Raw genomic sequence first — 22,549 nt, 5'->3', positions numbered from 1 at the left:
GGTCTCCTTCACCCTGTGCCGCCGACACCCTGTGTCACCGACCTGGGCGGGCTCCCGAGGACATCACCGGGATGTCCGTATTGACCGGGTAGCCCCTGCGGAAGTACTCCCCTCGCGGTCAGTATGGCTTCCCTGTTCCGTAAAGTAAAGAATCATTAAAGGTCAAATGGAGTTGCTTGGTCGTCGCCTTGCTTCGATTCTGAGGCGCCGAAAGTGCGCTGCGTCGACCGGAGTGGTTCCTCGACGAACGTGGCGGCGATCCCGCTTCCGCACCAGGTTCGACGCGGTGGGTCAGCCCGCGACGCCGAACCGCCTCGGCGCCGAGCACTGAGCGCCAGCATCCGCGGAACTGTTCAGCCCTTGCTGATGTATCAGTGATCGCTGTACTGTTCGGCACATGCTGACGTGCGAGACGCGGGGTGCGGCGCTGGCCCGGCTGGGCAAGGCGCTGGCCGACCCGACGCGGTGCCGGATCCTGGTGACGCTGCTGGACGGGGTTCGGTATCCCGGGCAGCTGGCCGAGCAGCTGGGCCTGAGCCGTTCGAACGTGTCGAACCATCTCGCGTGTCTGCGCGGCTGTGGCCTCGTGGTCGCGACGTACGAGGGGCGCCAGGTGCGGTACGAGCTGGCGGACGCGCACCTGGCGAAGGCGTTGAGCGAGCTGGTGCACGTGGTGCTGGCGGTGGACACCGACGAGGCTTGCCTGAACGAGGTCGCGCCCACGGCGTCGTCGGCGAGCGTGGAGGCGGCCCGATGAGCGACGCCCGCGAGCGCCTTAACCTGCCGCCGGCCACGCCCGAAACGGACGGCTGCTGCGCGCCGGCACCCAGGCCGACGACTGCGGTTCCCGCCGAACGCCGCGCTGTGCTGTCCCGCCGGGTGCGGCTGCTGGTCGCTGCCACGATCTCCTACAACGTCGTCGAGGCCGTGGTGGCGATCTCCGCGGGGTCGCTCGCGTCGTCGACGGCTCTGATCGGGTTCGGACTGGACTCGGTTATCGAGGTCGCCTCTGCCGCGGCGGTGGCGTGGCAGTTCTCCGGCCGCGATCCGGAAGCCCGCGAGCGAACCGCCTTGAAGGTGATCGCGCTGTCGTTCTTCGCGCTGGCCGCCTACGTGAGCGTCGAGTCGATCCGCGGCCTGGTCGGCGCGGAGCCGGCGGAGCACTCGACGGTGGGCATCGTGCTGGCGGCGGTGTCGCTGCTGGTGATGCCGTTCCTGTCCTACGCCCAGCGCCGCGCCGGCCGCGAACTCGGTTCCGCCAGCGCCGTCGCCGACTCCAAACAGACCCTGTTGTGCACCTACCTGTCCGGCGTCCTGCTGGTCGGGCTGCTGCTCAACTCGTTGTTCGGCTGGTCTTGGGCCGATCCTGCCGTCGCCCTCATCATCGCCGCGGTCGCGGTCAAGGAAGGCCGCGAAGCCTGGCGCGGCGAACACTGCTGCTGAACCCGGACCCGGCCCGCCGGCCGGTGAGCGCCGGGCGTGCTCAGTGTCAGAGCCGTGTCAGCCGGATGTCAGTCCCGTGCGGGATCGTGGCCGCTATCGCCACGAAATCCGTATCCCACCGTGGATCTGAGAGAACGGACACCGGGATGACAGTCGATCAGGTGCACAGGCCCGCGATCCGCGTGCAGGGCCTGAAGAAGTCCTACAAGAGCCTGGAGGTGCTGCGCGGGGTCGACTTCGACGTGGCGCGCGGCAGCATCTTCGCCCTGCTCGGCTCCAACGGGGCGGGTAAGACCACGATCGTGAAGATCCTCTCCACGTTGCTCAAGGCCGACGCGGGGACCGCCGGAGTCAACGGCTTCGACGTCGCCACGCAGGCGGCGAACGTGCGGGACTCCATCAGCCTCACCGGGCAGTTCGCGGCCGTCGACGAAATCCTCAGCGGGCGCGAGAACCTCGTTCTGGTCGCCCGGTTGCGGCACCTCGAGAACCCGGGTGGGATCGCCGACGACCTGCTCCGGCGGTTTTCGCTGTCCGACGCGGCAGCGCGGAAGGTGTCGACGTATTCGGGTGGCATGCGCCGCCGTCTCGACATCGCGATGAGCCTCATCGGGAATCCGGAGGTCATCTTCCTCGACGAGCCGACGACCGGGCTCGACCCGCAGGCCCGCATCGAGGTGTGGCAGGCCATCAAGACGCTCGCCGAGCACGGGACGACCGTGCTGCTCACCACGCAGTACCTGGACGAAGCCGAACAACTCGCCGACCGGATCGCGATCCTGCACGAGGGCCGGATCATCGTGAACGGCACGCTCACCGAGCTGAAGCAGCTGCTCCCGCCCGCCAAGGTCGAATATGTCGAAAAGCAGCCGACCCTCGAAGACGTCTTCTTCGCGATAGTCGGTCACAACGGCTCCGCAGCCGACACGGCGCCGGCCCGGGCAAGTGAGGAACGACGGTGACCAAACACTTCTTCGGCGACACCACTGTCCTGTTGGGACGGTCGCTGCGCCACATCACGCGCAGCGTGGACACCATCATCACGACCACGATCATGCCGATCGCCTTCCTGCTGCTGTTCGTCTACGTGTTCGGCGGCGCGATCAAGGCCGGGTCGGGTTCGTACGTGGACTACCTGCTGCCCGGCATTCTGCTCATCACGATCGCGTCGGGCATTTCCTACACCGCGTTCCGGCTCTTCCTGGACATGAAGAGCGGCATCTTCGAACGCTTCCAGTCCATGCCGATCGCCCGCTCGTCCGTGTTGTGGGCGCACGTGCTGACCTCGCTGGTCGCCAATCTGATCTCGGTCGTGGTCGTTGTGCTCGTCGCCCTCGTCATGGGCTTCCGCTCGGGCGCGGGTGTGCTGTCATGGCTCGCGATCGCCGGCATGCTGATCCTGTTCACCCTGGCGTTGACCTGGATCGCCGTGATTCCCGGCCTCTCCGCGAACTCCGCGGACGGCGCGAGCGCGTTCGCCTATCCGCTCATCTTCCTGCCGTTCATCAGCTCGGCCTTCGTGCCCACCGACACCATGCCCGGCCCGGTGCGGGCCTTCGCCGAGCACCAGCCGGTGACGTCGATCGTCAACGCCATCCGCGACCTGTTCATCGGGCAACCGGTCGGCAGCGGCATCTGGATCGCACTGGCCTGGTGCGTCGGCATCCTCGTCGTGGCTTACGTCTTCGCTGTCGTGACCTACCGCCGCAAGATCTCCTAGCCGGCGAGGGCACGCTTTCCGGAGTGGGACGGGCGTGGTCGTCAGTGGTCGGTGAGCGATCGGGTCGCCGGGCCCAGCGTGGACCACCCCATCGTCATGACGTCGACCTCGTCGAGGACGACGGTGCCGTTGCTGATCACCTCCCGCAGTTGGGGCAGGAATGCCCGGATCTTGTCCGGCCGGTCGATGAGCAGGACGAGGATGGGCATGTGGTCGGCCATGCTCAGGACCCGTGTCGTGTGGATCATGCGGTGCAGGCCGTACCCTTCGCAGCCGCGCAGCACCGTGGCCCCGGCGAGGCCGGCCTTGCGGGCGCGGTCGAGGATCTCGCGGTGCAGCGGTGTGTGCTGCCAGAGGTCGTCCTCTCCGATGAGGATCGTCATGCGCAACGCGGTTCCCGTGAGCTGCATCGTCATCGCACTCCCTCCCGAGTGGGTGGCCACCGCTGGACCGTGAAGGGGTAGGACTCGAGCTCGTCGATCACCACGGGAGCGGTGAGCTCGAGGTCATCCAGCTGTGAGAGGAACTCCCGGATCTTCTCGGGCGAGTCGACGATGACGATCAGCAACGGCAGGTCCGCGCCGAGCGGCAGCCGGCGTTGCGTGTGGATGCGCAAGTTCGCGCCGTAGCCGGCGATCCCGCGAAACACGCTCGCCCCGGCCAAGCCCGCCCGGCGCGCACGGAACACGATCTCGGCGTCCAGCGGCCGGTGACGCCAGGTGTCCCCATCACCAAGGAAGATCGACAATCGCAGAAACTGACTGGTTGTCGTCATGACGTCCTCCCGGTCCGCTGCAGCACGCATCGTCCAGGAAGCCATCAGCCGTCGCATCCGGCGGTTCGGGCCGTGTGGCCCCGGCGGGATCCATCGCCGCTACCAGTACATCCCCGCTGGTCCGATGGGTCAAGTGCCGAGGCGGATTCAGACTCGACCACCGCAGCGTCAGCTCCGCGAAGCGGCCAGCACTTCGTTGAAGGCTTCAGTCGACGACGGGTGCGTGTAGATCCCGTCGCGCAGATCCGCGGCGGTCACACCGTGCCGCATGGCCAGTGTGACCAGGTTGATCAGCTCCTGCGCGTCGACGCTGAGCAAGGCGGCGCCGAGGATCTGGTCCGTCTTCGCGTCGATGATGAATTTCATCAGCCCTCGGGTCTCTCCGAGGATCTTCGCTTTGGGCATCGCCACGATGTCCGCGACCGCTTTTTCCGCCACCTTCACCGCGTACCCCTGCTCGCGCGCATCCCGTTCGGTGAGTCCCACCCGTGCCAAGGGGGGCGTCAGGAAGAGCGTGTAGGGGATGTGCACGCGGTCGGCAGTGGATCGGCCGCCGAGGCCGGTGAGCTGGTCGGCGACGATCCTGCTGTCATCGAGGGAGACGTAGGTGAACTGCGGCCCGCCCTTGACATCGCCGACCGCGAAGATGTGGGGCTGGCTGGTGCGCAGGTGATCGTCCACTTCGACCGCACCGCCGGCCGTGGTCGCCACGCCCGCGAGGTCCAAGCGGAGGCCGTCGGTGGCGGGCTTGCGGCCGGCCGCGACCAGCACCGCGTCGACGACGATCGTGCCGCCGTCTTCACCCTGGCGGTAGTCGAGTCGGGCGCCCTCTTCCGTCTCGGACAACCGGGTGACCTGAGCGCCGAGGACGAACCGGACTCCGGTGTCGGCCAGCACCTGTTCCGCGGCCGCCGCGACGTCGTCGTCCTCGCGGCCCAGGATGCGTGGCGCCTGGTCGAGCACCGTCACCTCGCTGCCGAATTGCGCGAACATCGACGCGAACTCGATGCCCACGTGGCCGCCGCCGAGCACGGCCAACCTGCGCGGGAGGTTGTCTCGCCCGATGAGGTCGGTGCTCGTGTGGACGCGGGTGCTGTCGGCGAACCCGGGGATGGCGGGCAGGACGGGCTCGGCCCCGGTGTTGATGATGATGGTGTCGCCGGTCACGGTCAGGCGTTCGTCGCCGGCGCTGACTTCCACCGTTTTGGGGTCGACGAAGGCGGCCCGTCCGGTGAGGACCGTGACGGAGTCGATCGAGTCGAGGGTGGAGAAGTTGATGCCGCGCAGCCTCGTGGTCAGGTTCCGCGTCTTTCCGACGGCTTCGCCGTGGCCGGTACCGGTCTCGGCGTGGTGGATCAGCGACTTGGTGGGCACACACCCGACGTTGGGGCAGGTACCGCCGTACATCTGCGCCGACCGCTCGATCACGGCGACGCGCTTGCCGCGCCGTCCCATCGCGGCGGCCAGTGTTTTGCCCCCTCTGCCAAATCCGATCACGACGAGATCGAAGTGCGTGGAGTCCACGGTGGACATTGCTCTCCTCCTGGCTGCGCTGCGCGTCTACGTCCCGGCCGGGGACGCACTCAAATGTACGTACATTTGAATATAGGACAACGTACGCGCCGTGGGGTCGAGTGTGTCGGACGCGACAGCCCGGACGAAGTGACCGTCACCTCAAGGGGAACGGGGGCTTGCGGTCGTCGAGGTCATGGTATTTCTCCTGGTGAACTGTGAGTCTCAGGAAACCGGACCCGCCGGACGAGTCCGGCGCGGCGCTGTCACCCCTCAGGAAGCGTCCTGGACAACGCCGTGGTCCGCCCAATAGCGAACGTGCGGCAGATCGTCGTCGAGCCAGTAGGCGGTATCCTCGGTGACCACGAGAACCTCGCCCCATTTCGCGCCGATGTCGCCGCGGCCGATGTGCGGCTCGAACGCCCACAAACCCGGCTCACACGGCCGGTCGGACCTCGGCTTCCAGAAGGGCGCAGAGCGAACGTCCAGGCGCAGAGTCGATCCGACGACGTCGCCCGCCAGATAACTGACCGTCTGCGGGCTGAAACCCTTCACGTTGAACGTCGGCAACCGCAGGCCGGGCACTCGGCCGACACGGTGCGCGATCGCCGACCCGGGGTACATCGAGTGGATGTTCACATAACCGTGATCTTGGGTGTAGTCGTCCACCGTTTTGTCGATCCTGGCCTGGGTGTCCCCATTGCGCACCATCTCCAGAATCATCGGACGAAAGGCGGCGAGCTCCATTCGAGTTTCGTGGAATTCTTCGGTCGGTTCGCCCAGCGTGCACGAGTACCCGATATCGGCGGCTCCACCTCGATAGATGGGGCCGACGTCGAGGATGACCGCATCACCCTGCGTCAACCGACGACCGCTCGGCCGGTAATGTCCACTGGCCGTTTTGGCTGCGAAGAGGTCTCGGACCCGACGCGGAAGCGGCGGAAAGTCCAGGAACCGAGTACGGTCGCCGAACCAAACGAAGCCGTAGTGGAAGAAGTGGGAAACGCCACGCGCACGCAGCCAGCGCTCGAGCTTCCCGGCCGCCTGCTGCTCGGTGATCCCTTCGTGCAATTCGGCTTCGATCGCGAGAGTCGCGTCGAAGGCGAGACGTTGAGCCGCCTTGAATGCTACGAGTTCTTCGTCGGTGAACAGTTCGCGGGTCAAGGTCCGGTGCCTCCGGTGACGTCGATGTTGATCAGCTCCAGCGTCTGCGAGCCCGGTTCGACACTGAAGAGCAGAACCTGACGAAAACCCCACAGACCCGGACACAAGAGGGCCACCTTGCCGACCCGGCGCAGTCGAGTCCGAATTTGTGGGCTGCCGGTCACTCACCGCCTGGCCGGGACTTTGCCGATCACCAAAACTGGAAGCAGGAAGCCCCCGTCTCACTGGAGCCCTCGTGTGCGCAAGCGGCGACGCAGCAAGTGGATCGACCTCGGTTACCTCGTCGTCGACGATGACCAGTTACGACTGGGTGTGCGAAACGAACGGCGTACTGACTCGCGCCGAGCGTTCGACCGTCCGCACCGGCATGCGAGAATTCGTCCTGGAGACGATCGGTGGTTTCATCACGTGGCCGATGAACCGGCCGCGACCGAGGGAAACCGTCGTTCCGCAAGTTCCTGACACCGAAGTCGCGAGCGCTGCGGTCGAGATGGCCAAGAAGCAAGGCACCACGCTTCTCTTCCACGGCTACCGAACCTGGCTGCTCGGAACAGCGTTGGCTCAGGCGGACCAGGCCGAGATCGACCCGGAACTTCTGTTTGTGACGGCACTGCTGCACGACTCGGGAATGCTCGTCAGCGTGCCCGGGGAGGATTTCACCCGGCGATCGGCGGACACCGTTCTCGACGTTTTCGACCGCGCCGGCGCGCCGCGCCGCAGAGCCCTCGAAGCCGCCGATGCCGTGGTCGCGCACGCGACACCCGGCCTCGACAGGTCCACGGACCCGATCGGCTACTACGTCCAAGCCGGTGCCATGGCCGATCTTGCCGGCATCCGCAGGTGGCACCTGCCGCCCGGGGCCCTTGGTCAAGCCTATGCCCTGTACCCGTCCCACGACATCCACCGCACTCTTTCGGCGCTGGCTCGCCGAAATGCCGAAGAACTACCCGACGGTCGAATGTCGCTGCTCGTTCCGAAACCACTGGGCAAGGCACTTCGCTTGGCACTGAATTTTTCGACCGGATGACCGGCACGAATTCTACGGCCTGCCCGTGCTCTTGAACCGGTCGCGATACTGACTCGGCGAGAGCCCCAATCGGGCCACGAAGGTGCGGCGCATCGTCTCCGGGCTCCCGAATCCCGCGCCCGCCGCCGCCTCTTCGACGTTGTGTCCTGAATCCAGCAGCGACTTCGCGTGATCAAGCCTGACTTTCTCGACATACCTCGCCGGCGTCATGTCGAACTCCGCCTGGAAGAGCCGGATGAGGTGCCGGGCGCTGACGCCGACCCGGTCGGCAAGCCGGCCGGCGCTGTGATCCAGGCCGGGGTCCGCGGAAATGACATCGACGACGTCTCGCAGCGTCGGCGTCCGGGCGGGCTTGATCTCCAGCGGGGCGGAGAACTGCGACTGACCACCTGGACGTTGCATGAAAACGACAAGGTTTCGAGCAACGGCACGCGCGAGGTCGGGGCCGTTGTCGGCCTCGACCAAGGCCAGGGCGAGGTCGATCCCGGCGGACACCCCCGCCGACGTGAACACCCCTCGGTCCTCGACAAAAAGAGCATCCGGAAGCACGTCTACGTCGGGGAACGCACGAGCGAAAAGTTGCGCGTGGCGCCAATGGGTGGTTGCCCGACGCCCGGACAACGCGCCCGCGGTGGCCAGGGCGAAGGAACCCGTGCAAATGGAGACGAGCCGGCGAGTCCGCTCGCGAAGCACCCGGATGGCAGCCACGAGTTCTGGATCGATGGGGGCGCCGACAAGGACATCGCCGCCGCAGACCACGACGGTGTCCGCGCGCGCCACGCTGTCGGCGGGACCGTTGACGGGCATGGTCGACCCGGTCGAGGTGGCCACGGCCTCACCCGAGGGTGACACATAGGACAGCGAGTAGTCCGCGCCGAAGAGGTTCGCTTCGGCGAAGACCTCGGCCGGCCCGGCCACGTCCAGGCTTTTCACCCCGTCGAAGATGACGAACACCACGCTCCTCGAGCTGGGCACTGACCTGACCTCGCAATCGTCGAACCCGGCGCACGGTTGCCGAAGCGCCGGGTTGACTGAAGCGTTGCATCCAGCGCTCCCCGTGCCGAACCGATGTCCGGATCTGTGGGAACCCGGTCGGTTTTCGCTCTGCAGCAGAGTCCACCAGTCCCGCCAGACTGACAGAGCCCACTTGGAAGTCGTGGTAGGACAACGCTTCCTGCTCGGTCAGCCGACCTCATCACCCCTCGTCGCACCAGCAGGAAACTCGTCGACGACCACGCGAAGGACAGACACCGGAATCACGCGAAACCAGGTTGATCCGGTTTCATGCCGACTTCGGGTCGGGCAGATCAGCGCGGGGGAGCGAACCGGGTCGGTGAGGAAAGCGGTGCTACGTTTTTCGGCCGTTCGCCGATCACCGGCGACATGACCACGGTCCCCGCGCCGCCCGTCGGGCGCGCACCCGGCGCTCTGGGCCGCTGGCTCGCCGGCGGTGCGCTCGTAACCGTGACCGCCGGCCTCGCTTACCTGCTCTCGGCGGCCGGCGGTTCGCTGCCGCACCTGCTTCCCGGCTACGACGTGTGGCAGGAGCAGGCGTACGCCCGGCTTCCCCCGTTCCTGCGCTGGTGCCTCGGCGACACTACCGAGGCACAGTCGTTCAAGACCGATCTCGGGGGGCTCGGCCTGCTCGCCGGCGGCTGGATCGCGCACGTCGGGGCGACCCGGCGGCGCCGCCGGGCCGGGTTCCCGATCGCTGCCGGCACCGGGTTGTGGCCGTGGCTCACCGGATCGGCGCTGCTCGGGCTGCTGCTGTCGAACCTCGCGTGGGGCTGGACGATCCCCGCCACGGGCGCGTGGCAGCCGACGTTCGTCGCGTTCGTGTCGATCCCGCCCGCGGTCGTGCTGATCTACGGACCGGGCTGGCGCGTGGCCCTCACCGGCGCGGTCCTCGGCGTCGTGCTGACGACGCCGATCGCGATCGGACTGGTCCAGTTCGTGTGCTATCCACTGGGGCTGCCCACCTCGATCGGCAACGCCAGTGGCATGTGGCTCAGTGCGCTGCTCGCGTTCCCCCTGTGCCGGATACTGCCGTGGTTTCCCCGCCGGCCGACACCGGTACCCGATCCGGTCGATCCGCCACGCCAAGGACCTGCGTGGGTCATCCGCCGCGTACTGGCCGACTTCACCGAAGCACCGTTCCACGGCAACGAAATCAGTTCGGCCGGTCTGCTCGTCGGCACGCTGCTCTCGTACCTGCTCAACCCGCTGACCCCGGTGCACGGCACCGCGCTGCTCCCGGCACTGCTCACCACGCAGTTCCTGACCTCCACGCTCGGCGTCCTGCTCTACCGCCGCCAGTGGGCCCGACACGGCTGGTACCCGACTTTCGTCCCCCTGGTCTCCGTCGCGCCCGCCGCAGTGTTCACCTACGGCCCCACAGTCCCGGCCATCGTGGGCGGCGCGGTCCTGGGCGCGATCCTCGCTCCGCCCCTCGCCGCGTACACGTCACGAAGGCTCCCGGACACGGTCCACCCCTTCGTGGGCAACGTCGTGTCCATGACGGTGTGCACGGCGGCGGTGGTCCCTGCCCTCGGGTTGGTTCCCGGATTCGTCCGCTGAGGGCAATCAAGACGGGCTCGAATGACTCATGCCGCGGAGATCTCCCGGCTCCTCGCGGGGATCGCCCCGACGTATCGATGCACGAGGAACCGTGGAATCTCTACCGCGAAGGGTCGGCGGCGACGCAGCTTTGGCGCCTTTTCAAGCGCTGTGGTGACAAGGAACAGACGGGGCACGGCCAACACACTGCTGACCCGGAAGCGGCCGCAGCTGCTGCCCAGCTTTAACCCACGAGCAGCGCCACCTCGGCCGTGACGGTGCGGGCATCGGTGAAGCAGGGTTGATCGCTTTCTTCGGCGTGCTGAGCAGCTGGTCGAGCAGGACGGCGAAGCTTGTCGCCGATGCGCACCACGGCCGGCCGGTTCCACGATCCACCCAGCCCTGATCCAGGGGTGGGCATCCCGGTGAGGGAAGCCCACCCCCGGCATGTCACAGCAATGCGTCCAGGGTGATCGGCAGGGATCGCACTCGTACGCCGGTCGCGTGGTGCACCGCGTTGGCGACCGCGGCTGCCACGCCCACCAGGCCGACCTCGCCGACCCCTTTGGTCCCGATCGGGTTCATGCGGTCGGGCTCGCCGACGAAGGTGACGTCGATGTCGGGGATGTCCGCGTGCACGGGGACGAGGTAGTCGCCGAAGGTCGCGTTGGTGATGCGGCCGGTGGTCGGATCAGTGACCGTTTCCTCGAACAGCGCCATGCCGATGCCGCCGATCACGGCGCCGATGATCTGGCTGGTGGAGGTCTTCTCGTTGAGGATGCGGCCACCGTCGATCACCGACACCACGCGCGTCACGCGGATCAGGCCGAGGTCCTCGTCGACCCGGACCTCGGCGAAGTGCGCTCCGAACGCGCCGGCGGGCGCCATGCCGAGGTTATGGGGATCGGCCGGGGTGCTGCTCCCTTCGGCGGACAGGTCCGGCAGTCCGTGGCGGGCCAGGATGGCGGTGTAGGTTTCGGCGCGCTCCGGCTCGTCGCGCCGCCGGATCCGTCCGCCGGCGGCGACCACGTCCGCGAGGTCACTGCCGCGCAATGGTGATCGGGCGTCGTCGCGCACGAGGTCGAGCATCGCGCCGAGCAGCCGCGCACAGGCGTTGTGGACGGCCGAGCCGAGTGCGCCGGTGAGGCCGGACCCGCCCGCCTGCGGTGCCTTCGGCAGGTCCGAGTCGCCAAGGTCGAAGCGCACTCGCTCAGGTGGTATGCCGAGCAGTTGCGCCGAGAGCTGGGTCATCACCGTGTAGGTCCCGGTGCCGATGTCGATGGCCGCGCTGCTGACGGTGGCCCGCCCGTCGGCCGCCACCGTCGCCCGTGCCGAGCACGGCGCTTGGTACCACGGGTAGCTCACGCCCGCCATGCCCTGGCCGACCAGCCAGCGCCCGTCGCGCAGGGTGCGCGGCTCGGCCGGACGCCGGGACCACCCGAACCGCTCGGCTCCCACGGTGTAGCACTCCCGCAATGCCTTGCCCGACCACGGCAGGCCCAGCGCGGGATGGGTGTCGGCGTAGTTGCGCAGCCGCAGCTCCACCGGGTCCATCCGCAGTGCCAGCGCCAGTTCGTCCATCGCGGATTCGAGCGCGAAGTTCCCCTGTGCCTCGGCCGGTGCCCGCATCGACACCGGGGCCGGGACGTTCACCCGCACCTGCTGGTCCCACGTGCGGACGTTCGGGCAGGCGTAGGCCACGGCCGAGCCCGCCGCGAAGGGCTCGTAGTCGTCGTCCTCGACGGCCAGCAGCGAGCGGCTGCGGTGCTCCAGCGCCAGCAGACGGCCGTCGGCGCTCGCGCCGAGCCGCACCCGCTGGACGCCTTGGGGCCGGTGGCCGACCGAGGTGAACATCTGCGGCCGGGTCAGCACGAGCTTCACCGGCCGGCCCAGTTCACGTGCCGCCATCGCGGCGAGGATCACGTGCGGCCACGCCCGCAGACCGGCACCGAATCCGCCGCCGACGAACGGGCTGAGCACCCGCACCGACTCCTCGGGCAGGCCGAAGACCACCGCGAGCGTCTCCTGCACCATCGACGGCCACTGCGTCGAGTCGTGCACCGTGAGCCGATCGCCTTCCCACTCGGCGAGGGTGGCGAACAGGCCCAGCGGGTTGTTGGTGTTGTCCGACGTGGCGTATTCGGCCTCGACCGTCACGTGCGCCGCGGCCAGACCCGCCGCGAGGTCACCTCGCTCGCGGTCCAGGCCCCACGGGTTGTCGACGATGACCGCACGAGGATCGTCCGGGTCGAGGACCGGTTCGGCGGCCGCGTACTCGACGCGCACCAACGCCGCGGCCGCATCGGCCTGTTCGCGGGTCTTCGCGACGACCAGCGCGACGTGCTGCCCGTGGTGCAGCACGCGGTCGTCCTGCAGCGGAGCCGGCGGCGACACGCCCAGCGGGGTCATCGGGCCCCGGACCAGCGAGGGTGCGTTCAGATGGCTGAACACCTTCACCACTCCGGGTGCCGATTCGGCGGCGACCGCGTCGATCGCGGTGATCCGTCCCGCCGCGACGGTGCTCCGCACGAGGACGGCGTGCGCTTGTCCGGGCGCGCTGAAGTCCGACGGGTAGGGCGCCTGACCGCTGACCTTGCGAGGCCCGTCTACCCGGTTGAGCCCGGCGCCGATGAACGGCAGCGCCTGGAAGGTGGTCATTGGGACATCTCCGATACCGTCTGGAGCTGCCGGACCAGGGCCCGTTTGGCCAGCTCGACCTTGAACGCGGTGCCCGGCACGGTCCATGCACCCGTGACCGCAGCCGCCGCGGCCTCGCGGAAGCTCGTCCCGGTCGCCGGTGCGTCCCGCAGCACCTCCTCGGCCGCCAGGGCCCGCCAGGGCTTCGAACCGACGCCGCCGAGGCCGATCCTCGCCTTGCTCACGACTCCGTCCTCGATCTCGAGTGCTGCCGCCACCGAGACCAGGGCGAACTCGTACGACACCCGGTCCCGGACCTTCAGATAGCCCGAGCGCGTGGTCTCCGGCAACAGCGGGATCTCGACCTCCGTGATCAGCTCACCGTGTGCCAGCACGGTTTCGGAGCTCGGCGTCGTGCCCGCCTCCAGGTAGAACTCCGCAAGCGGCACGGTCCGCTTTCCCCGGGCGCTCTCGAGGTGCACCACGGCGTCCAGCGCGACGAGGGCCACGGCGAGGTCGGAGGCGTGCAGGGCGATGCACCGCTCGCTGACGCCGAGGATGGCGTGCATCCGGGCGGGTCCGGTGACGGCGGCGCAGCCGGACCCCGGCGCACGTTTGTTGCAGGCGGAGACCGCCGGGTCGCGGAAGTAACGGCAGCGCGTGCGCTGCAGGAGGTTGCCGCCGATCGTGGCCATGTTCCGCAGCTGCACGGAGGCTCCGAGCAGGAGCGCCTCTCGCACCACGGGCAGCCGGTGCGTGACGAGCGGATCCGCGGCCAGGTCCTCCATGGTGGTCAGTGCGCCGACGCGCAGCGAGTGCCCGGTGCCGAGGACCCCGCGCAGCGGCAGCCCGGTGATGTCGACCAGTCGGTCGGGTGCGAGGACTCCGTCTTTCATCAGGTCGACCTGGGTGGTGCCGCCGGCGAGGTACGCGGCGCCGGCGCGCTCCGATGCCGCCAGCGCGTCGGCTACCTCGGACGTCCGGACGTACTCAAACGTGCGCATCGGTACCTCCGGTGTCCGCCACTTCCCGGATCGCGGCCACGATGTGGGGGTACGCGGCGCAGCGGCAGAGGTTCCCGCTCATGAACTCGCGGATGTCCTCGTCGGTCTTCGCGCGGCCTTCGGCCAGCAGTGCCACGGCCGACATGATCTGGCCGGGTGTGCAGTAGCCGCACTGGAAAGCGTCGTGCCGGACGAACGCTTCCTGCATCGGGTGCGCGCGCCCGTCGCGGGAGAGCCCCTCGATGGTGGTCACCTCACGGCCTTCGCATTGGGCGACGAGCGTCAGGCACGAAAGCACCCGGTGCCCGTCGGCGAGCACCGTGCACGCGCCACACGCACCCTGGTCACAGCCCTTCTTGGTGCCGGTGAGGTCCAGCCGGTCACGCAGAGCGTCGAGCAACGTGACGCGCGAGTCGGCGACCACCACCCTCGGTTCTCCGTTCACGACGAGTGCCGTGATGGTCTCGGTGGCGCCTGGGGCGAGGGTCCGCGACGCCGTGCTCAGCTTGGGCGTAGAGGTCATCCGTTCAGAGTGGGCCGCGGCGGCCGTTCCCGGACCCGGGAGTCACCCCGGTCGGTCTCGGTCGGGCCCGGGGTAAGTCGGCCTCGGGAGGGTGCGCAGCTGTTTGCGCGACGTGACGCCGAGCTTGCCGAAGACCTTGCCCAGGTGCCATTCCACCGTGCGCGGACTGAGGAACAGCCGTGTCCCGATCTCGGCGTTCGACAGTCCTTCCCGCACCAGCCAGGCGATCTGCACTTCTTGCGCGGTGAGCTCGGAGCTTCCTTCGGGAGCGGGCCGGCGCGGCAGTTCCCCGCCCGGCCGCAGCTCCCGCTCCGCCCGCCGCGCGAACGCGGCCATCCCCATCTGTGTGAACAGGTCGTGTGCGGTCCGCAGCTGCTCGCGCGCGGCCCGCCGCCGCCGGTTGCGGCGCAGCCACTCGCCGTACAGCAGGTGGGCTCTGGCCAGTTCGCCACGCACGCGCGTCCGGCCGAGCCGTTCGACGGACTCCACGTAGTTGTCCTCGGCGACCGAGCCTTCGGTGACCAGCGCCCGGCAGCGGGCCTCGATGCCGAGTGCCCATTCGGTGCCACTGACCCTGGTGTGCGCGGAAAGCCGTCGGAACGCTTGGGCAGCTTCACGCGGCTGCCCGTTCCGGGCCGTCGCTTCGACGCGTTCGGCCAGCATCCACAGGCCCGCTCCGACCAGCAGCTGTTCCTGCCCCGCGAGGTCGGTCGCGACCACCGCGTCGGCGTAGCGGCCCACGCTGTTGCCCAGCAGCGCCTCCGCCCACGCGTAGATCTGCGCCCCGGCGCCCTCACCGCGAGCCAGCACCTCGCCGCGGGTGGCGGCGACCATCGCCGAAGTCTCTTCCTCGCGGCCCTGCCAAGCGGCGAGCATGACCGCTCCGTAAGGCGCGAGACCGACGCCGATCGCCCCGGCGAGCTCGTCGATCTCACCGACCAGTGCGGCCGCCTCGGCCAGCTCGCCCAAGACCACGTGCACCGCCACCCGCGAGGTCACGGCCAGCGGCAACGTGGTGAGCGCCCCGGCCGCACGGGCCCGCTCAACGTGGTGTGTCGCGAGCCGCTCCCAGCTCCGGTAGTCCCACAGGTCGGGTGCGGTGGTGCCGGCCAGCCAGAGCCAGCTCAGCTCGTCCACGCCGGCGTCGGCGTCGGCGCAGAACGCCCGCAGGGCCCGTTTCAACAGTTCGCTGCCGGTCGCGAGCTCACCGGTGTCGCGAGCGGCGAGGCCGTCGAGGAGCAGGTCCGCCGGGGTGGGCGGGCCCGGCGGGGCGGGGGCGCGCCGGGCCGCTTCCGCCACCTCCACGACGTTGCCCCCGACCGCGAGGTGGAGCGCGAACCGCGCTGCCGACAGGGCCTGCAAATAGGTGTCCCTGGCCAGGCGCGTGTCGAACGACTCCAGCTGCTGCGCGGTTTTGAGCAGCAGCATGGGCGCCTCCGCACCCCGGCTGACCGCGAACGCCACCTCGGCTCTGAGCAGGTTGATCTTCGCGTGGCGCAGGTCGTCGAAGCTGCTCGCCTGTGCCACCGACAGCAGGCCGAGCGCCCTCTCGGGCGCGCCCGCCTCGAACGCCGCCCGCGCGGCGGTGAGCGCCCGCTCCGCCCGGCTCACCGGGTCGCGGGTCAGCTCGGCCGCGCGAGCCAGGAACGCCGCCGCGGCGGGAAGGCCGCCTCGTGCCTGCGCGCGGTTCGCCGACCGTGCCAGCTCGGCCGCGACCTCCTCGTCCGGCCCGCCGACGGCCCGGGCCCGGTGCCACGCCCTGCGGTCCGGATCGGACTCGGGGTTCGTGCACTCCGCGAGCGCCCGGTGGGCACGCTGCCGCTGCTGCTCCGTGGCACCGTCGTAGACCGCCGAGCGCACGAGCGGGTGCCGGAACCCCACCCGCGCGCCGAATTCGACGAGGCCCGCCGACACTGCGGGGGCTGCCGCGTCGACCCCCACACCCAGCCGTTCGGCGGCACTCCACACCAGCACCGCGTCGCCGAGCGGGTCGGCCGCCGCGACCAGCAGAAGCCATCGGGACGCTTCCGGCAATCGCGTGACCCGCTCCTGAAAACTCGCCTCGATCCGGCCCGGCGAATCCCGGGCGGCCGGCAGGCCGAATCCGCCGGCGAGTTCAGAGGGCGGCATGCTGCGCGGCAACTCCAGCAACGCCAGCGGATTTCCCCCGGCGTCCGCGACGATCTGCTCCACCACGCGCTCGTCCACCGGCCCCGGCAGCGCCATCCGCAACAGGGCCCGGGCGTCCCCGGCGGGCAGACCCAGGACCGGCAGCTCGGTGACGCCGATCAGCACGGCAGCCGGCACCTGTTCTCGCGTCGCGAAGACCAAGCCCACGGATTCGGCGAACAGCCTGCGCGCCGCGATCGCCAACGCATGAGTTGAAGCGTGATCCAGCCACTGCAGGTCGTCGATCAGGCACACCAGCGGGCGTTCGGCGCCGGCGTCGGCCAGCAGACCCAGCACGGCCAGCCCGACGAGGAGCCGGTCCGGCGCCGGACCCGAGGTCAGTCCGAAGGCCGTGCTCAGCGCCTGACGCTGCGGTGCCGGCAGCGTGTCCAGCTTGTCCAGCAGGGGCACGCACAGCTGGTGCAGCCCGGCGAACGGCAGTTCCATCTCGGCCTCGACGCCGGCCGTGCGCAACACCCGACACTCCGCGGCGTGAGCGGCGACGTACCGCAGCAGCGCGGTCTTGCCGGCACCGGGTTCGCCGACCAGCAGCAGCGCACGGCCCTGCCCCGCCCGGACGGCTCCGACGAGCCCGTCGAGCGTTGCGCACTCCCGGTGCCGGCCCAGCAGCACCTGATCGCCTCCGTCCACCAGGTTTGCGGCTGCCCCACGTGGACGGGGCGCTGCCGCGGAGGACCAGTTTATGGCGCGATGGGCCGCGTGGGACGTTCCCCGAGGTGATGGGGGTGCCCGGGCCGGCACGCTGACTGCCCGGTGGTGAATCAACGGCGTGGCGCGCAGGGCAGGGTGTCCACACTCGCATCCGCGTTTTCACAGTCTATTGTGGACTGCACCGTTCCGCCCGACGTCAGCCGTCAGCGGCCCACTCGCGCCGAATGCTCCACATCACGCGTGTTCGCAGGTCAGGGCCGTTGAAACACGGTGGCGGCATTGCTTCTGCCGCAGCGCGGACGGATGCTGACCGGCATGACCGAAATGGAAGAGAGCGAGTGGAAAGCCTTCATCGCGGTAGGTACCCGCACGGGCAAGGTGGCGACCGTGCGGGCGGACGGTGCCCCGCACGTCGCACCCGTGTGGTTCCTCCTGGACGGCGATGATCTCGTCTTCACCACGGAGAACGTGACGGTGAAAGCCCACGACCTCATCCGCGACGGACGGGCCGCGGTCTGCGTCGACGACGAGGTGGCTCCCTACTCCCACGCCGTCCTGTGGGGACACACGGACATCTCCGAGGACCCCGGAGAGTTGCGCACCTGGGCGACCAGCATCGCGGCGCGATACATGGGCGAGGACCGTGCGCGCGAGTTCGGCGAACGCAACAGTGTTCCCGGCATGCTGCTCGTGCGGATGCGCATCGAGCACGTGAGCGCCTATGCGGCCATCGCCTGACTTGAGCCGTCCTTCGAGCGAGAAAATTTTCAAGGTCGCGCCTGCTGTTCCCGGCGCCCGTCAATTCAGAACGTGGTCCTGTTCCCGGCGTTCGCTGACGGTGAGGACGGTGCCGAGGTAGTCGGCGATGGCGTCTCTGTTGCGGGTCAGGAATTCGATGCGTTCGGACAGCCGGGCTTGTTCGTGTTGCAGCGTGACGATCATCTCGGGCGTCACGAACGGCGCGTAGATGGTGTGCGGCTTGTCCAGGCACGGCAGGAGCTGCTGGATGATGCGGGTCGGGAGGCCGGCGTCGAGCAGTCCCTTGATCTGCTGCACGACGTCCACGTGCGGCTCGCCGTACTCCCGGTAGCCGTTGAGGGAGCGGCTGGGCGCGAGCAGTCCCTGCTCCTCGTAGTAGCGCAGTAGCCGACGGGATACGCCGGTGCGCTCCGCGAGCTCTCCGATTCTCATGTGCTCCAGCCTACCTTGACCTTCACATCGATGTGAGTGTTGAGACTTGCGGTAGGGATCGCCACAGCAACCACTGCTACCTCGGAGGTTTCGAATGAAACTCGGACTTCGCCTGCCCCAGCGACTGGGAGTGGACCTGCAACACGACGTGGTCGACGCCGCCAGAACGGCGGAAGCGGCCGGATACGCGAGCTTGTGGACCTATGAACAGTTGCTGTTCCCGGAGACGCCCATCGAACCGTATGCGCCGCCGAACGTGCCGTGGCCGGAAAGCGGGCGGCAGACGGCCGACCCCTTGGCGGTGCTCACGGCCGCGGCGGTGGTGACCGAGCGGGTGCGCCTCGGTACGGCCGTGCTGATCGCGGCCCTCCACACCCCCGTCCCGCTGGCGAAGGCGTTGGCCACGGTCGATCAGATCAGCGGCGGCCGCGTCATCGCGGGCATGGGCGCCGGCTGGTCCAGCGACGTGCTCCGGGCCACCGGCGCCACCCGAGCGGATCGCGGCCGGTTCCTCGACGAAACGCTGGACGTCTTCGATGCCGTGTGGGGCCCGGATCCGGTGACCATCCGGAGTCCGCGCGTCGTCATCGACAAGGCCTCGGTCCTGCCCAAGCCCGCTTCGAAAATCCCCGTGATGCTCGCCGGCGGTGCCAGCAATCTGGGTCGCAGCTCCAGTTCCACAGCCCTGGAGCGCATCGCGAAACGTGCGGACGGCTGGCTGCCGCTGCTCACCACACCCGGGCCGGCCGGAGCCGCGGCGTTGCGGGAGAACTGGGACCGCATCCGGGAAATGGCTGCCGGGTACGGCCGGGACGCGAGCCGGATGGAGCTGGTCGTGGTGGGAAACGTCACCTTCACCGACCGTCCGGCCGGATCCGACCGATCGGCGTTCGTCGGCACGCTCGATCAGATCCTGGAAGACATCCACACGGCCGAAGAGGCCGGCGCGGACGAGCTCATCGTGGACCTGAACCTGCAGGACTGGTTCACCAGCACAGGGCAGATGCTCGAGAAGGCGGTGGAGATCCGCGAACGGGCCGCCGCCTGACCGACGGTGCCCGCGGGTCAGCCGGCCTCGGCGAAGTCGGTCGAGGCGGCGACGTCGGTGACGACGTCGAGCAGTGCGTGCAGCGCGGCGGAGTCGTTGCCCACCAGCCAGACCATCTCGGTGGAGACGAACTCTCCGGCGATCGGCACGAAGACCACACCGGAGCGGCGCAGGCTGCTGGCCGACTGGGCGAGACGCGTGATCCCGGTTCCGGCCGCGACGAACCCGAGCAACGCCTGCACGCTGGCGTCCCGGTGGACCACGTCGGGGGTGAATCCGGCGGCCTGGAAGGAGCTGTCGAACGCCTGGTGCCACGGCTCCCACGAGCTGCGCGGGGTCAGGACCCAGCGTTCGCCGGCCAGCTCGGAGAGCGTCAGTTCGGCGTGGTCGGCGAGCGGGTGATCTTCGGGCAGGACGGCGCACACCGATTCGACCACGAGTGTCCGGGATTCCAGACCGGCCACGAGCGGCGGTCGCGTGAACGCGACGTCGTAGCGTCCTTTCTGCAACCCCTCGACCAGCGGGGCGATCGTCGTCTCCTCTGTCGTCAACCGGAGCCCGGGCAGCCGTTGCCGGACCGCGCGCACCACCGGCGGCAGCAGGTAGTTCGTCGTGGTCGCGAGGAACGCGAGGCGCAGGCTGCCGACTTCGCCGCGCGTGGCCCGGGCCACCAGATCGAACGCTTCGTCCGCCCGGGCGAGCACCGCGCGGGCCTCGGGGAGGAACAGCGCGCCGATCGCGGTCAGGCGGGTGCCGCGGGTGTCGCGGTCGAAGAGCTTCACCCCGAGCATGCGTTCCAGCAAGGTGATCTGCTGCGACAGCGACTGCTGACTGATCAGGAGCTGCTCGGCCGCCCGCGTGTAGCTGGACTCCTCGGCGACGGCGACGAAGTACCTCAGCTGCCGAAGATCAGGGGTCACAGGAAAAGCCTACAACCACGACAGGTAGCCGGTGTTGGACGGCACCGAGCTCTCGAGACGACCATTGGCCTCGGTAAACACCAACGTGAAAGGCATGTGAATGACGAACGAAACACCGGGCCGCGTCTGGCTGATCTCGGGCTGTTCCAGCGGTTTCGGCCGCGAGATCGTGCGGGCCGCGCTGGCCGCCGGTGACCGCGTGATGGCCACCGCGCGCCGCCCGGAGACCCTCGCCGACCTCGCGGAAGCCGGAGGCGACCGGGTCAGCACCGCGGCGATGGATGTCACGGACCCGGCGTCCATCCGCGCCGCGGTCGACGCGACGCTGGCCGTGTTCGGCCGCATCGACGTGCTGGTGAACAACGCCGGGGTCAGCGTGATCGGTGCCGTCGAGGAAACCCCGGTCGAGTACTTGCGCAGCATGTTCGACGTCAACTACTTCGGTGCTGTGCAGCTGACCCAGGCCGTCCTCCCCGTGATGCGCGAGCAGGGGAACGGCACGATCGTGGTCATGAGCTCCATCGGCGGCCTGATTACCTTCCCGGGCCTGAGCGGCTACAACGCCACCAAGCACGCGCTCAAGTCTCTGGGCGAGGCGCTGTCGCTCGAACTGACCCCTCTCGGCATCCGGGTCATGGTGGTGGAACCGGGGATGTTCCGCACCCAGTTCAGCACCAGTCTGCAGTGGACCCCCGAGAACCCCGCCTACCACGCGACCTCAGGCGAACTGCGGCAGATGGTCAAGAACGTCGTGGGCCAGGAACCGAACGACCCGGCCAAGGGCGCCGCGGCGATCGTGAAGGTCCTCCAGTCCGAGAACCCGCCGCTGCATTTCCTCCTCGGTGAAGACGCGATCGACGGCCTGCACCAGCACAACGAGGCACTGCTGGCCGACGTCGCCACGTGGGAGTCGCTCAGCCGGACGACCACGATTTCCTGACCAGCGGACATTGTGGACGGATTTCACCTTCCGCGGTGAATCCGGTGTGACCCTGGCGACCTCCCGGATACGCCGGGAGGTCGCCGGCGCTGGTTCTCGACCACGGCTATCTCCGTGCACAGTGGACACAATGCCTGATCAGCACCACCAGGAACGGATACATGCCTGAGAAGAACCGGGAACTCGCCGATTTCCTGCGCCGCGCCCGCAGCCAGTGCGATCCGGCCCGGCCCGGACTGCCGACGGATTCCCGGATCCGGCGGGTACCCGGCCTTCGCCGCGAGGAAGTGGCGCTGCTGGCCGGCATTTCCACTGACTACTACACCCGGCTGGAACAGGGCATCGTGCCCTCGCCGGTGGTGCTCGAGGGTCTCGCCCGGGCGCTGAACCTCGACGCGGCGGGGCGGGCTCACCTCGAGGACCTCGTCGGGCCGGGCAACCGCGCCCGGCCCGGCACGGTGCAGCGCGTCCGCCCGGGCCGCGCCTGGCTCCTCGCCGCCTTCGACAGCCACCCGACCCTCCTTCTGGGCCGGAGTACTGACGTGCTGGCGGCCAACCTGATGGCGCGGGCGCTGTTCGCCGACTTCGACGCCATCCCGCCCGGCGAGCGCAACTACGCGCGGTGGATGTTCCTCGCCGAGGACGCGCGGGCGCTGTTCGCCGACTGGGAGGTTCAGGCGCGGGCGGTGGTGGACGGCCTGCGGCTGGAGAACGGCGCCGACAGCCGTGATCGCGGAACGGTCGCGCTGATCACCGACCTACGCGAACAGAGCGCCGAGTTCGAGCAGTGGTGGGACGAACATCGCGTGTACCGACGAGCTCCCCGGGCCATACGCCTGCGTCACCCGGTGGTCGGAGACCTGACCGTCGACTGCGAAACGTTCACGCCGGCCGGGGACCCGGAGACCACGCTCTACGTCTACACCGCGGAACCCGGGTCGCCGTCACAGAGCACGCTGAACCTGCTGGGCAGCTGGGCCCTTTCGGACGGGTCCTTGGCGCCACCGCCGGCGAACTGATGCCGGTGCGGGGGAGCGGGTGAAGCTGATGTCGTGATCTGCGGTCCCGATGGAATGCGCAATTCCGTTAGGTCAGGCGCCCTTGTTTGCCAGCGAGCTGTGCGAACACTGAAGAGCCGGGGGTGGCGGCGGGTGGTCACCGGTGGCCGGCGCGCGGTGCGGGGGTGGCGGAGAACTGGCCCTGCCAGCTGGCTTGCGCGCCGGAGTCGCCGATGCGGTAGATGTCGTA

At 69.0% G+C, this 22,549-nt stretch carries 21 protein-coding genes; 10 read left to right on the top strand and 11 right to left on the bottom strand.

Features of this window, described 5'->3' with window-relative positions:
- Positions 1 to 397 precede the first annotated feature (397 nt).
- The 4 genes from AB0M56_RS18200 to AB0M56_RS18185 all read left to right on the top strand — a co-directional run bounded on the left by AB0M56_RS18200 (position 398) and on the right by AB0M56_RS18185 (position 3,163).
- Positions 398 to 757 (top strand): metalloregulator ArsR/SmtB family transcription factor, encoded by a 360-nt coding sequence (locus AB0M56_RS18200; RefSeq protein WP_364177150.1) that lies wholly within the window; start codon positions 398 to 400, stop codon positions 755 to 757.
- Positions 754 to 1,443: a cation transporter gene (locus AB0M56_RS18195; RefSeq protein WP_364177148.1), complete on the top strand. Its 690-nt coding sequence runs from the start codon at positions 754 to 756 to the stop codon at positions 1,441 to 1,443. Before AB0M56_RS18200 ends, AB0M56_RS18195 begins: the two co-directional genes overlap by 4 nt.
- A 146-nt stretch (positions 1,444 to 1,589) precedes the next feature.
- On the top strand, positions 1,590 to 2,405 hold the full coding sequence (locus tag AB0M56_RS18190; RefSeq protein WP_364177146.1) for an ATP-binding cassette domain-containing protein: 816 nt from the start codon (positions 1,590 to 1,592) through the stop codon (positions 2,403 to 2,405).
- The gene (locus AB0M56_RS18185) at positions 2,402 to 3,163 is read left to right on the top strand and encodes an ABC transporter permease (RefSeq protein WP_364177143.1); all 762 of its coding nucleotides are present in this window, start codon (positions 2,402 to 2,404) and stop codon (positions 3,161 to 3,163) included. The genes AB0M56_RS18190 and AB0M56_RS18185 overlap by 4 nt, the downstream gene beginning before the upstream one ends.
- A 41-nt stretch (positions 3,164 to 3,204) precedes the next feature.
- Here AB0M56_RS18185 and AB0M56_RS18180 read toward each other — a convergent pair whose 3' ends face one another.
- From AB0M56_RS18180 to AB0M56_RS18165, 4 genes are all read right to left on the bottom strand, one after another.
- Complete coding sequence (locus AB0M56_RS18180; protein WP_364177140.1) at positions 3,205 to 3,579, bottom strand: DUF190 domain-containing protein; 375 nt, start codon at positions 3,577 to 3,579, stop codon at positions 3,205 to 3,207.
- Positions 3,576 to 3,938, bottom strand: coding sequence for a DUF190 domain-containing protein (locus AB0M56_RS18175; protein WP_364177137.1), 363 nt, complete (start codon positions 3,936 to 3,938; stop codon positions 3,576 to 3,578). The genes AB0M56_RS18180 and AB0M56_RS18175 overlap by 4 nt, the downstream gene beginning before the upstream one ends.
- A 168-nt stretch (positions 3,939 to 4,106) precedes the next feature.
- Positions 4,107 to 5,471, bottom strand: coding sequence for an FAD-dependent oxidoreductase (locus tag AB0M56_RS18170; RefSeq protein ID WP_364177135.1), 1,365 nt, complete (start codon positions 5,469 to 5,471; stop codon positions 4,107 to 4,109).
- 252 nt (positions 5,472 to 5,723) lie between these two features.
- Positions 5,724 to 6,614 (bottom strand): M24 family metallopeptidase, encoded by an 891-nt coding sequence (locus AB0M56_RS18165; RefSeq protein WP_364177132.1) that lies wholly within the window; start codon positions 6,612 to 6,614, stop codon positions 5,724 to 5,726.
- 292 nt (positions 6,615 to 6,906) lie between these two features.
- Here AB0M56_RS18165 and AB0M56_RS18160 point away from each other — a divergent pair, with 292 nt between their 5' ends.
- Positions 6,907 to 7,641, top strand: coding sequence for a hypothetical protein (locus tag AB0M56_RS18160; RefSeq protein ID WP_364177129.1), 735 nt, complete (start codon positions 6,907 to 6,909; stop codon positions 7,639 to 7,641).
- Between the two features lie 12 nt (positions 7,642 to 7,653).
- Here AB0M56_RS18160 and AB0M56_RS18155 read toward each other — a convergent pair whose 3' ends face one another.
- A complete protein-coding gene (locus AB0M56_RS18155) occupies positions 7,654 to 8,595 on the bottom strand; it encodes a GlxA family transcriptional regulator (RefSeq protein WP_364177127.1) in 942 nt (313 codons plus the stop codon).
- A 429-nt stretch (positions 8,596 to 9,024) separates the two neighbouring features.
- On the opposite strand from AB0M56_RS18155, the gene AB0M56_RS18150 reads away from it, so the two are divergent.
- The gene (locus AB0M56_RS18150; protein WP_364177124.1) at positions 9,025 to 10,218 is read left to right on the top strand and encodes a hypothetical protein; all 1,194 of its coding nucleotides are present in this window, start codon (positions 9,025 to 9,027) and stop codon (positions 10,216 to 10,218) included.
- Positions 10,219 to 10,647: 429 nt separating this feature from the next.
- Here AB0M56_RS18150 and AB0M56_RS18145 read toward each other — a convergent pair whose 3' ends face one another.
- The 4 genes from AB0M56_RS18145 to AB0M56_RS18130 are packed head-to-tail and all read right to left on the bottom strand — an operon-like array spanning position 10,648 to position 17,181.
- Positions 10,648 to 12,855, bottom strand: a complete 2,208-nt coding sequence (locus tag AB0M56_RS18145) for a xanthine dehydrogenase family protein molybdopterin-binding subunit (protein WP_364177121.1) — start codon at positions 12,853 to 12,855, stop codon at positions 10,648 to 10,650.
- On the bottom strand, positions 12,852 to 13,838 hold the full coding sequence (locus AB0M56_RS18140) for a xanthine dehydrogenase family protein subunit M (protein ID WP_364177118.1): 987 nt from the start codon (positions 13,836 to 13,838) through the stop codon (positions 12,852 to 12,854). The genes AB0M56_RS18145 and AB0M56_RS18140 overlap by 4 nt, the downstream gene beginning before the upstream one ends.
- Entirely contained in the window at positions 13,825 to 14,361 is a 537-nt protein-coding gene (locus tag AB0M56_RS18135; RefSeq protein WP_364177116.1) for a (2Fe-2S)-binding protein, read from the bottom strand. The genes AB0M56_RS18140 and AB0M56_RS18135 overlap by 14 nt, the downstream gene beginning before the upstream one ends.
- 42 nt (positions 14,362 to 14,403) lie before the next feature.
- Positions 14,404 to 17,181, bottom strand: a complete 2,778-nt coding sequence (locus tag AB0M56_RS18130) for an AAA family ATPase (protein WP_364177113.1) — start codon at positions 17,179 to 17,181, stop codon at positions 14,404 to 14,406.
- A gap of 336 nt (positions 17,182 to 17,517) precedes the next feature.
- Here AB0M56_RS18130 and AB0M56_RS18125 point away from each other — a divergent pair, with 336 nt between their 5' ends.
- Positions 17,518 to 17,940 carry a PPOX class F420-dependent oxidoreductase gene (locus AB0M56_RS18125; RefSeq protein ID WP_364177110.1) on the top strand — a complete coding sequence of 141 codons (423 nt, stop codon included), beginning with the start codon at positions 17,518 to 17,520 and terminating at the stop codon, positions 17,938 to 17,940.
- Positions 17,941 to 18,000: 60 nt separating this feature from the next.
- On the opposite strand, the gene AB0M56_RS18120 is transcribed toward AB0M56_RS18125, so the two are convergent.
- Complete coding sequence (locus AB0M56_RS18120) at positions 18,001 to 18,393, bottom strand: MerR family transcriptional regulator (protein WP_364177107.1); 393 nt, start codon at positions 18,391 to 18,393, stop codon at positions 18,001 to 18,003.
- Positions 18,394 to 18,487: 94 nt separating this feature from the next.
- Here AB0M56_RS18120 and AB0M56_RS18115 point away from each other — a divergent pair, with 94 nt between their 5' ends.
- Complete coding sequence (locus AB0M56_RS18115) at positions 18,488 to 19,441, top strand: TIGR03619 family F420-dependent LLM class oxidoreductase (RefSeq protein WP_364177104.1); 954 nt, start codon at positions 18,488 to 18,490, stop codon at positions 19,439 to 19,441.
- Between the two features lie 17 nt (positions 19,442 to 19,458).
- On the opposite strand, the gene AB0M56_RS18110 is transcribed toward AB0M56_RS18115, so the two are convergent.
- A complete protein-coding gene (locus AB0M56_RS18110; protein ID WP_364177101.1) occupies positions 19,459 to 20,361 on the bottom strand; it encodes a LysR substrate-binding domain-containing protein in 903 nt (300 codons plus the stop codon).
- Positions 20,362 to 20,461: 100 nt separating this feature from the next.
- On the opposite strand from AB0M56_RS18110, the gene AB0M56_RS18105 reads away from it, so the two are divergent.
- Positions 20,462 to 21,301 (top strand): oxidoreductase, encoded by an 840-nt coding sequence (locus AB0M56_RS18105; RefSeq protein ID WP_364177098.1) that lies wholly within the window; start codon positions 20,462 to 20,464, stop codon positions 21,299 to 21,301.
- Between the two features lie 161 nt (positions 21,302 to 21,462).
- The gene (locus tag AB0M56_RS18100; RefSeq protein ID WP_364177095.1) at positions 21,463 to 22,320 is read left to right on the top strand and encodes a helix-turn-helix transcriptional regulator; all 858 of its coding nucleotides are present in this window, start codon (positions 21,463 to 21,465) and stop codon (positions 22,318 to 22,320) included.
- The last annotated feature ends 229 nt before the right edge of the window (positions 22,321 to 22,549 follow it).

The organism is Amycolatopsis sp. NPDC051372 (assembly GCF_040682095.1).
GTDB lineage: Bacteria > Actinomycetota > Actinomycetes > Mycobacteriales > Pseudonocardiaceae > Amycolatopsis.
Note: the sequence above shows the minus strand (reverse complement) of the source record. Positions and strands in the feature narration are given on the sequence as shown.

Bases quoted from the DNA above. Each gene is read 5' to 3' on its own strand.
- AB0M56_RS18150 (WP_364177124.1), top strand. From the start codon at position 9,025: ATGACCACGGTCCCCGCGCCGCCCGTCGGGCGCGCACCCGGCGCTCTG.
- AB0M56_RS18100 (WP_364177095.1), top strand. From the start codon at position 21,463: ATGCCTGAGAAGAACCGGGAACTCGCCGATTTCCTGCGCCGCGCCCGC.
- AB0M56_RS18125 (WP_364177110.1), top strand. From the start codon at position 17,518: ATGACCGAAATGGAAGAGAGCGAGTGGAAAGCCTTCATCGCGGTAGGT.
- AB0M56_RS18160 (WP_364177129.1), top strand. From the start codon at position 6,907: ATGACCAGTTACGACTGGGTGTGCGAAACGAACGGCGTACTGACTCGC.
- AB0M56_RS18200 (WP_364177150.1), top strand. From the start codon at position 398: ATGCTGACGTGCGAGACGCGGGGTGCGGCGCTGGCCCGGCTGGGCAAG.
- AB0M56_RS18135 (WP_364177116.1), bottom strand. From the start codon at position 14,361: ATGACCTCTACGCCCAAGCTGAGCACGGCGTCGCGGACCCTCGCCCCA.
- AB0M56_RS18190 (WP_364177146.1), top strand. From the start codon at position 1,590: ATGACAGTCGATCAGGTGCACAGGCCCGCGATCCGCGTGCAGGGCCTG.
- AB0M56_RS18175 (WP_364177137.1), bottom strand. From the start codon at position 3,938: ATGACGACAACCAGTCAGTTTCTGCGATTGTCGATCTTCCTTGGTGAT.
- AB0M56_RS18195 (WP_364177148.1), top strand. From the start codon at position 754: ATGAGCGACGCCCGCGAGCGCCTTAACCTGCCGCCGGCCACGCCCGAA.
- AB0M56_RS18115 (WP_364177104.1), top strand. From the start codon at position 18,488: ATGAAACTCGGACTTCGCCTGCCCCAGCGACTGGGAGTGGACCTGCAA.
- AB0M56_RS18140 (WP_364177118.1), bottom strand. From the start codon at position 13,838: ATGCGCACGTTTGAGTACGTCCGGACGTCCGAGGTAGCCGACGCGCTG.
- AB0M56_RS18120 (WP_364177107.1), bottom strand. From the start codon at position 18,393: ATGAGAATCGGAGAGCTCGCGGAGCGCACCGGCGTATCCCGTCGGCTA.
- AB0M56_RS18170 (WP_364177135.1), bottom strand. From the start codon at position 5,471: ATGTCCACCGTGGACTCCACGCACTTCGATCTCGTCGTGATCGGATTT.
- AB0M56_RS18180 (WP_364177140.1), bottom strand. From the start codon at position 3,579: ATGACGATGCAGCTCACGGGAACCGCGTTGCGCATGACGATCCTCATC.
- AB0M56_RS18105 (WP_364177098.1), top strand. From the start codon at position 20,462: ATGACGAACGAAACACCGGGCCGCGTCTGGCTGATCTCGGGCTGTTCC.
- AB0M56_RS18145 (WP_364177121.1), bottom strand. From the start codon at position 12,855: ATGACCACCTTCCAGGCGCTGCCGTTCATCGGCGCCGGGCTCAACCGG.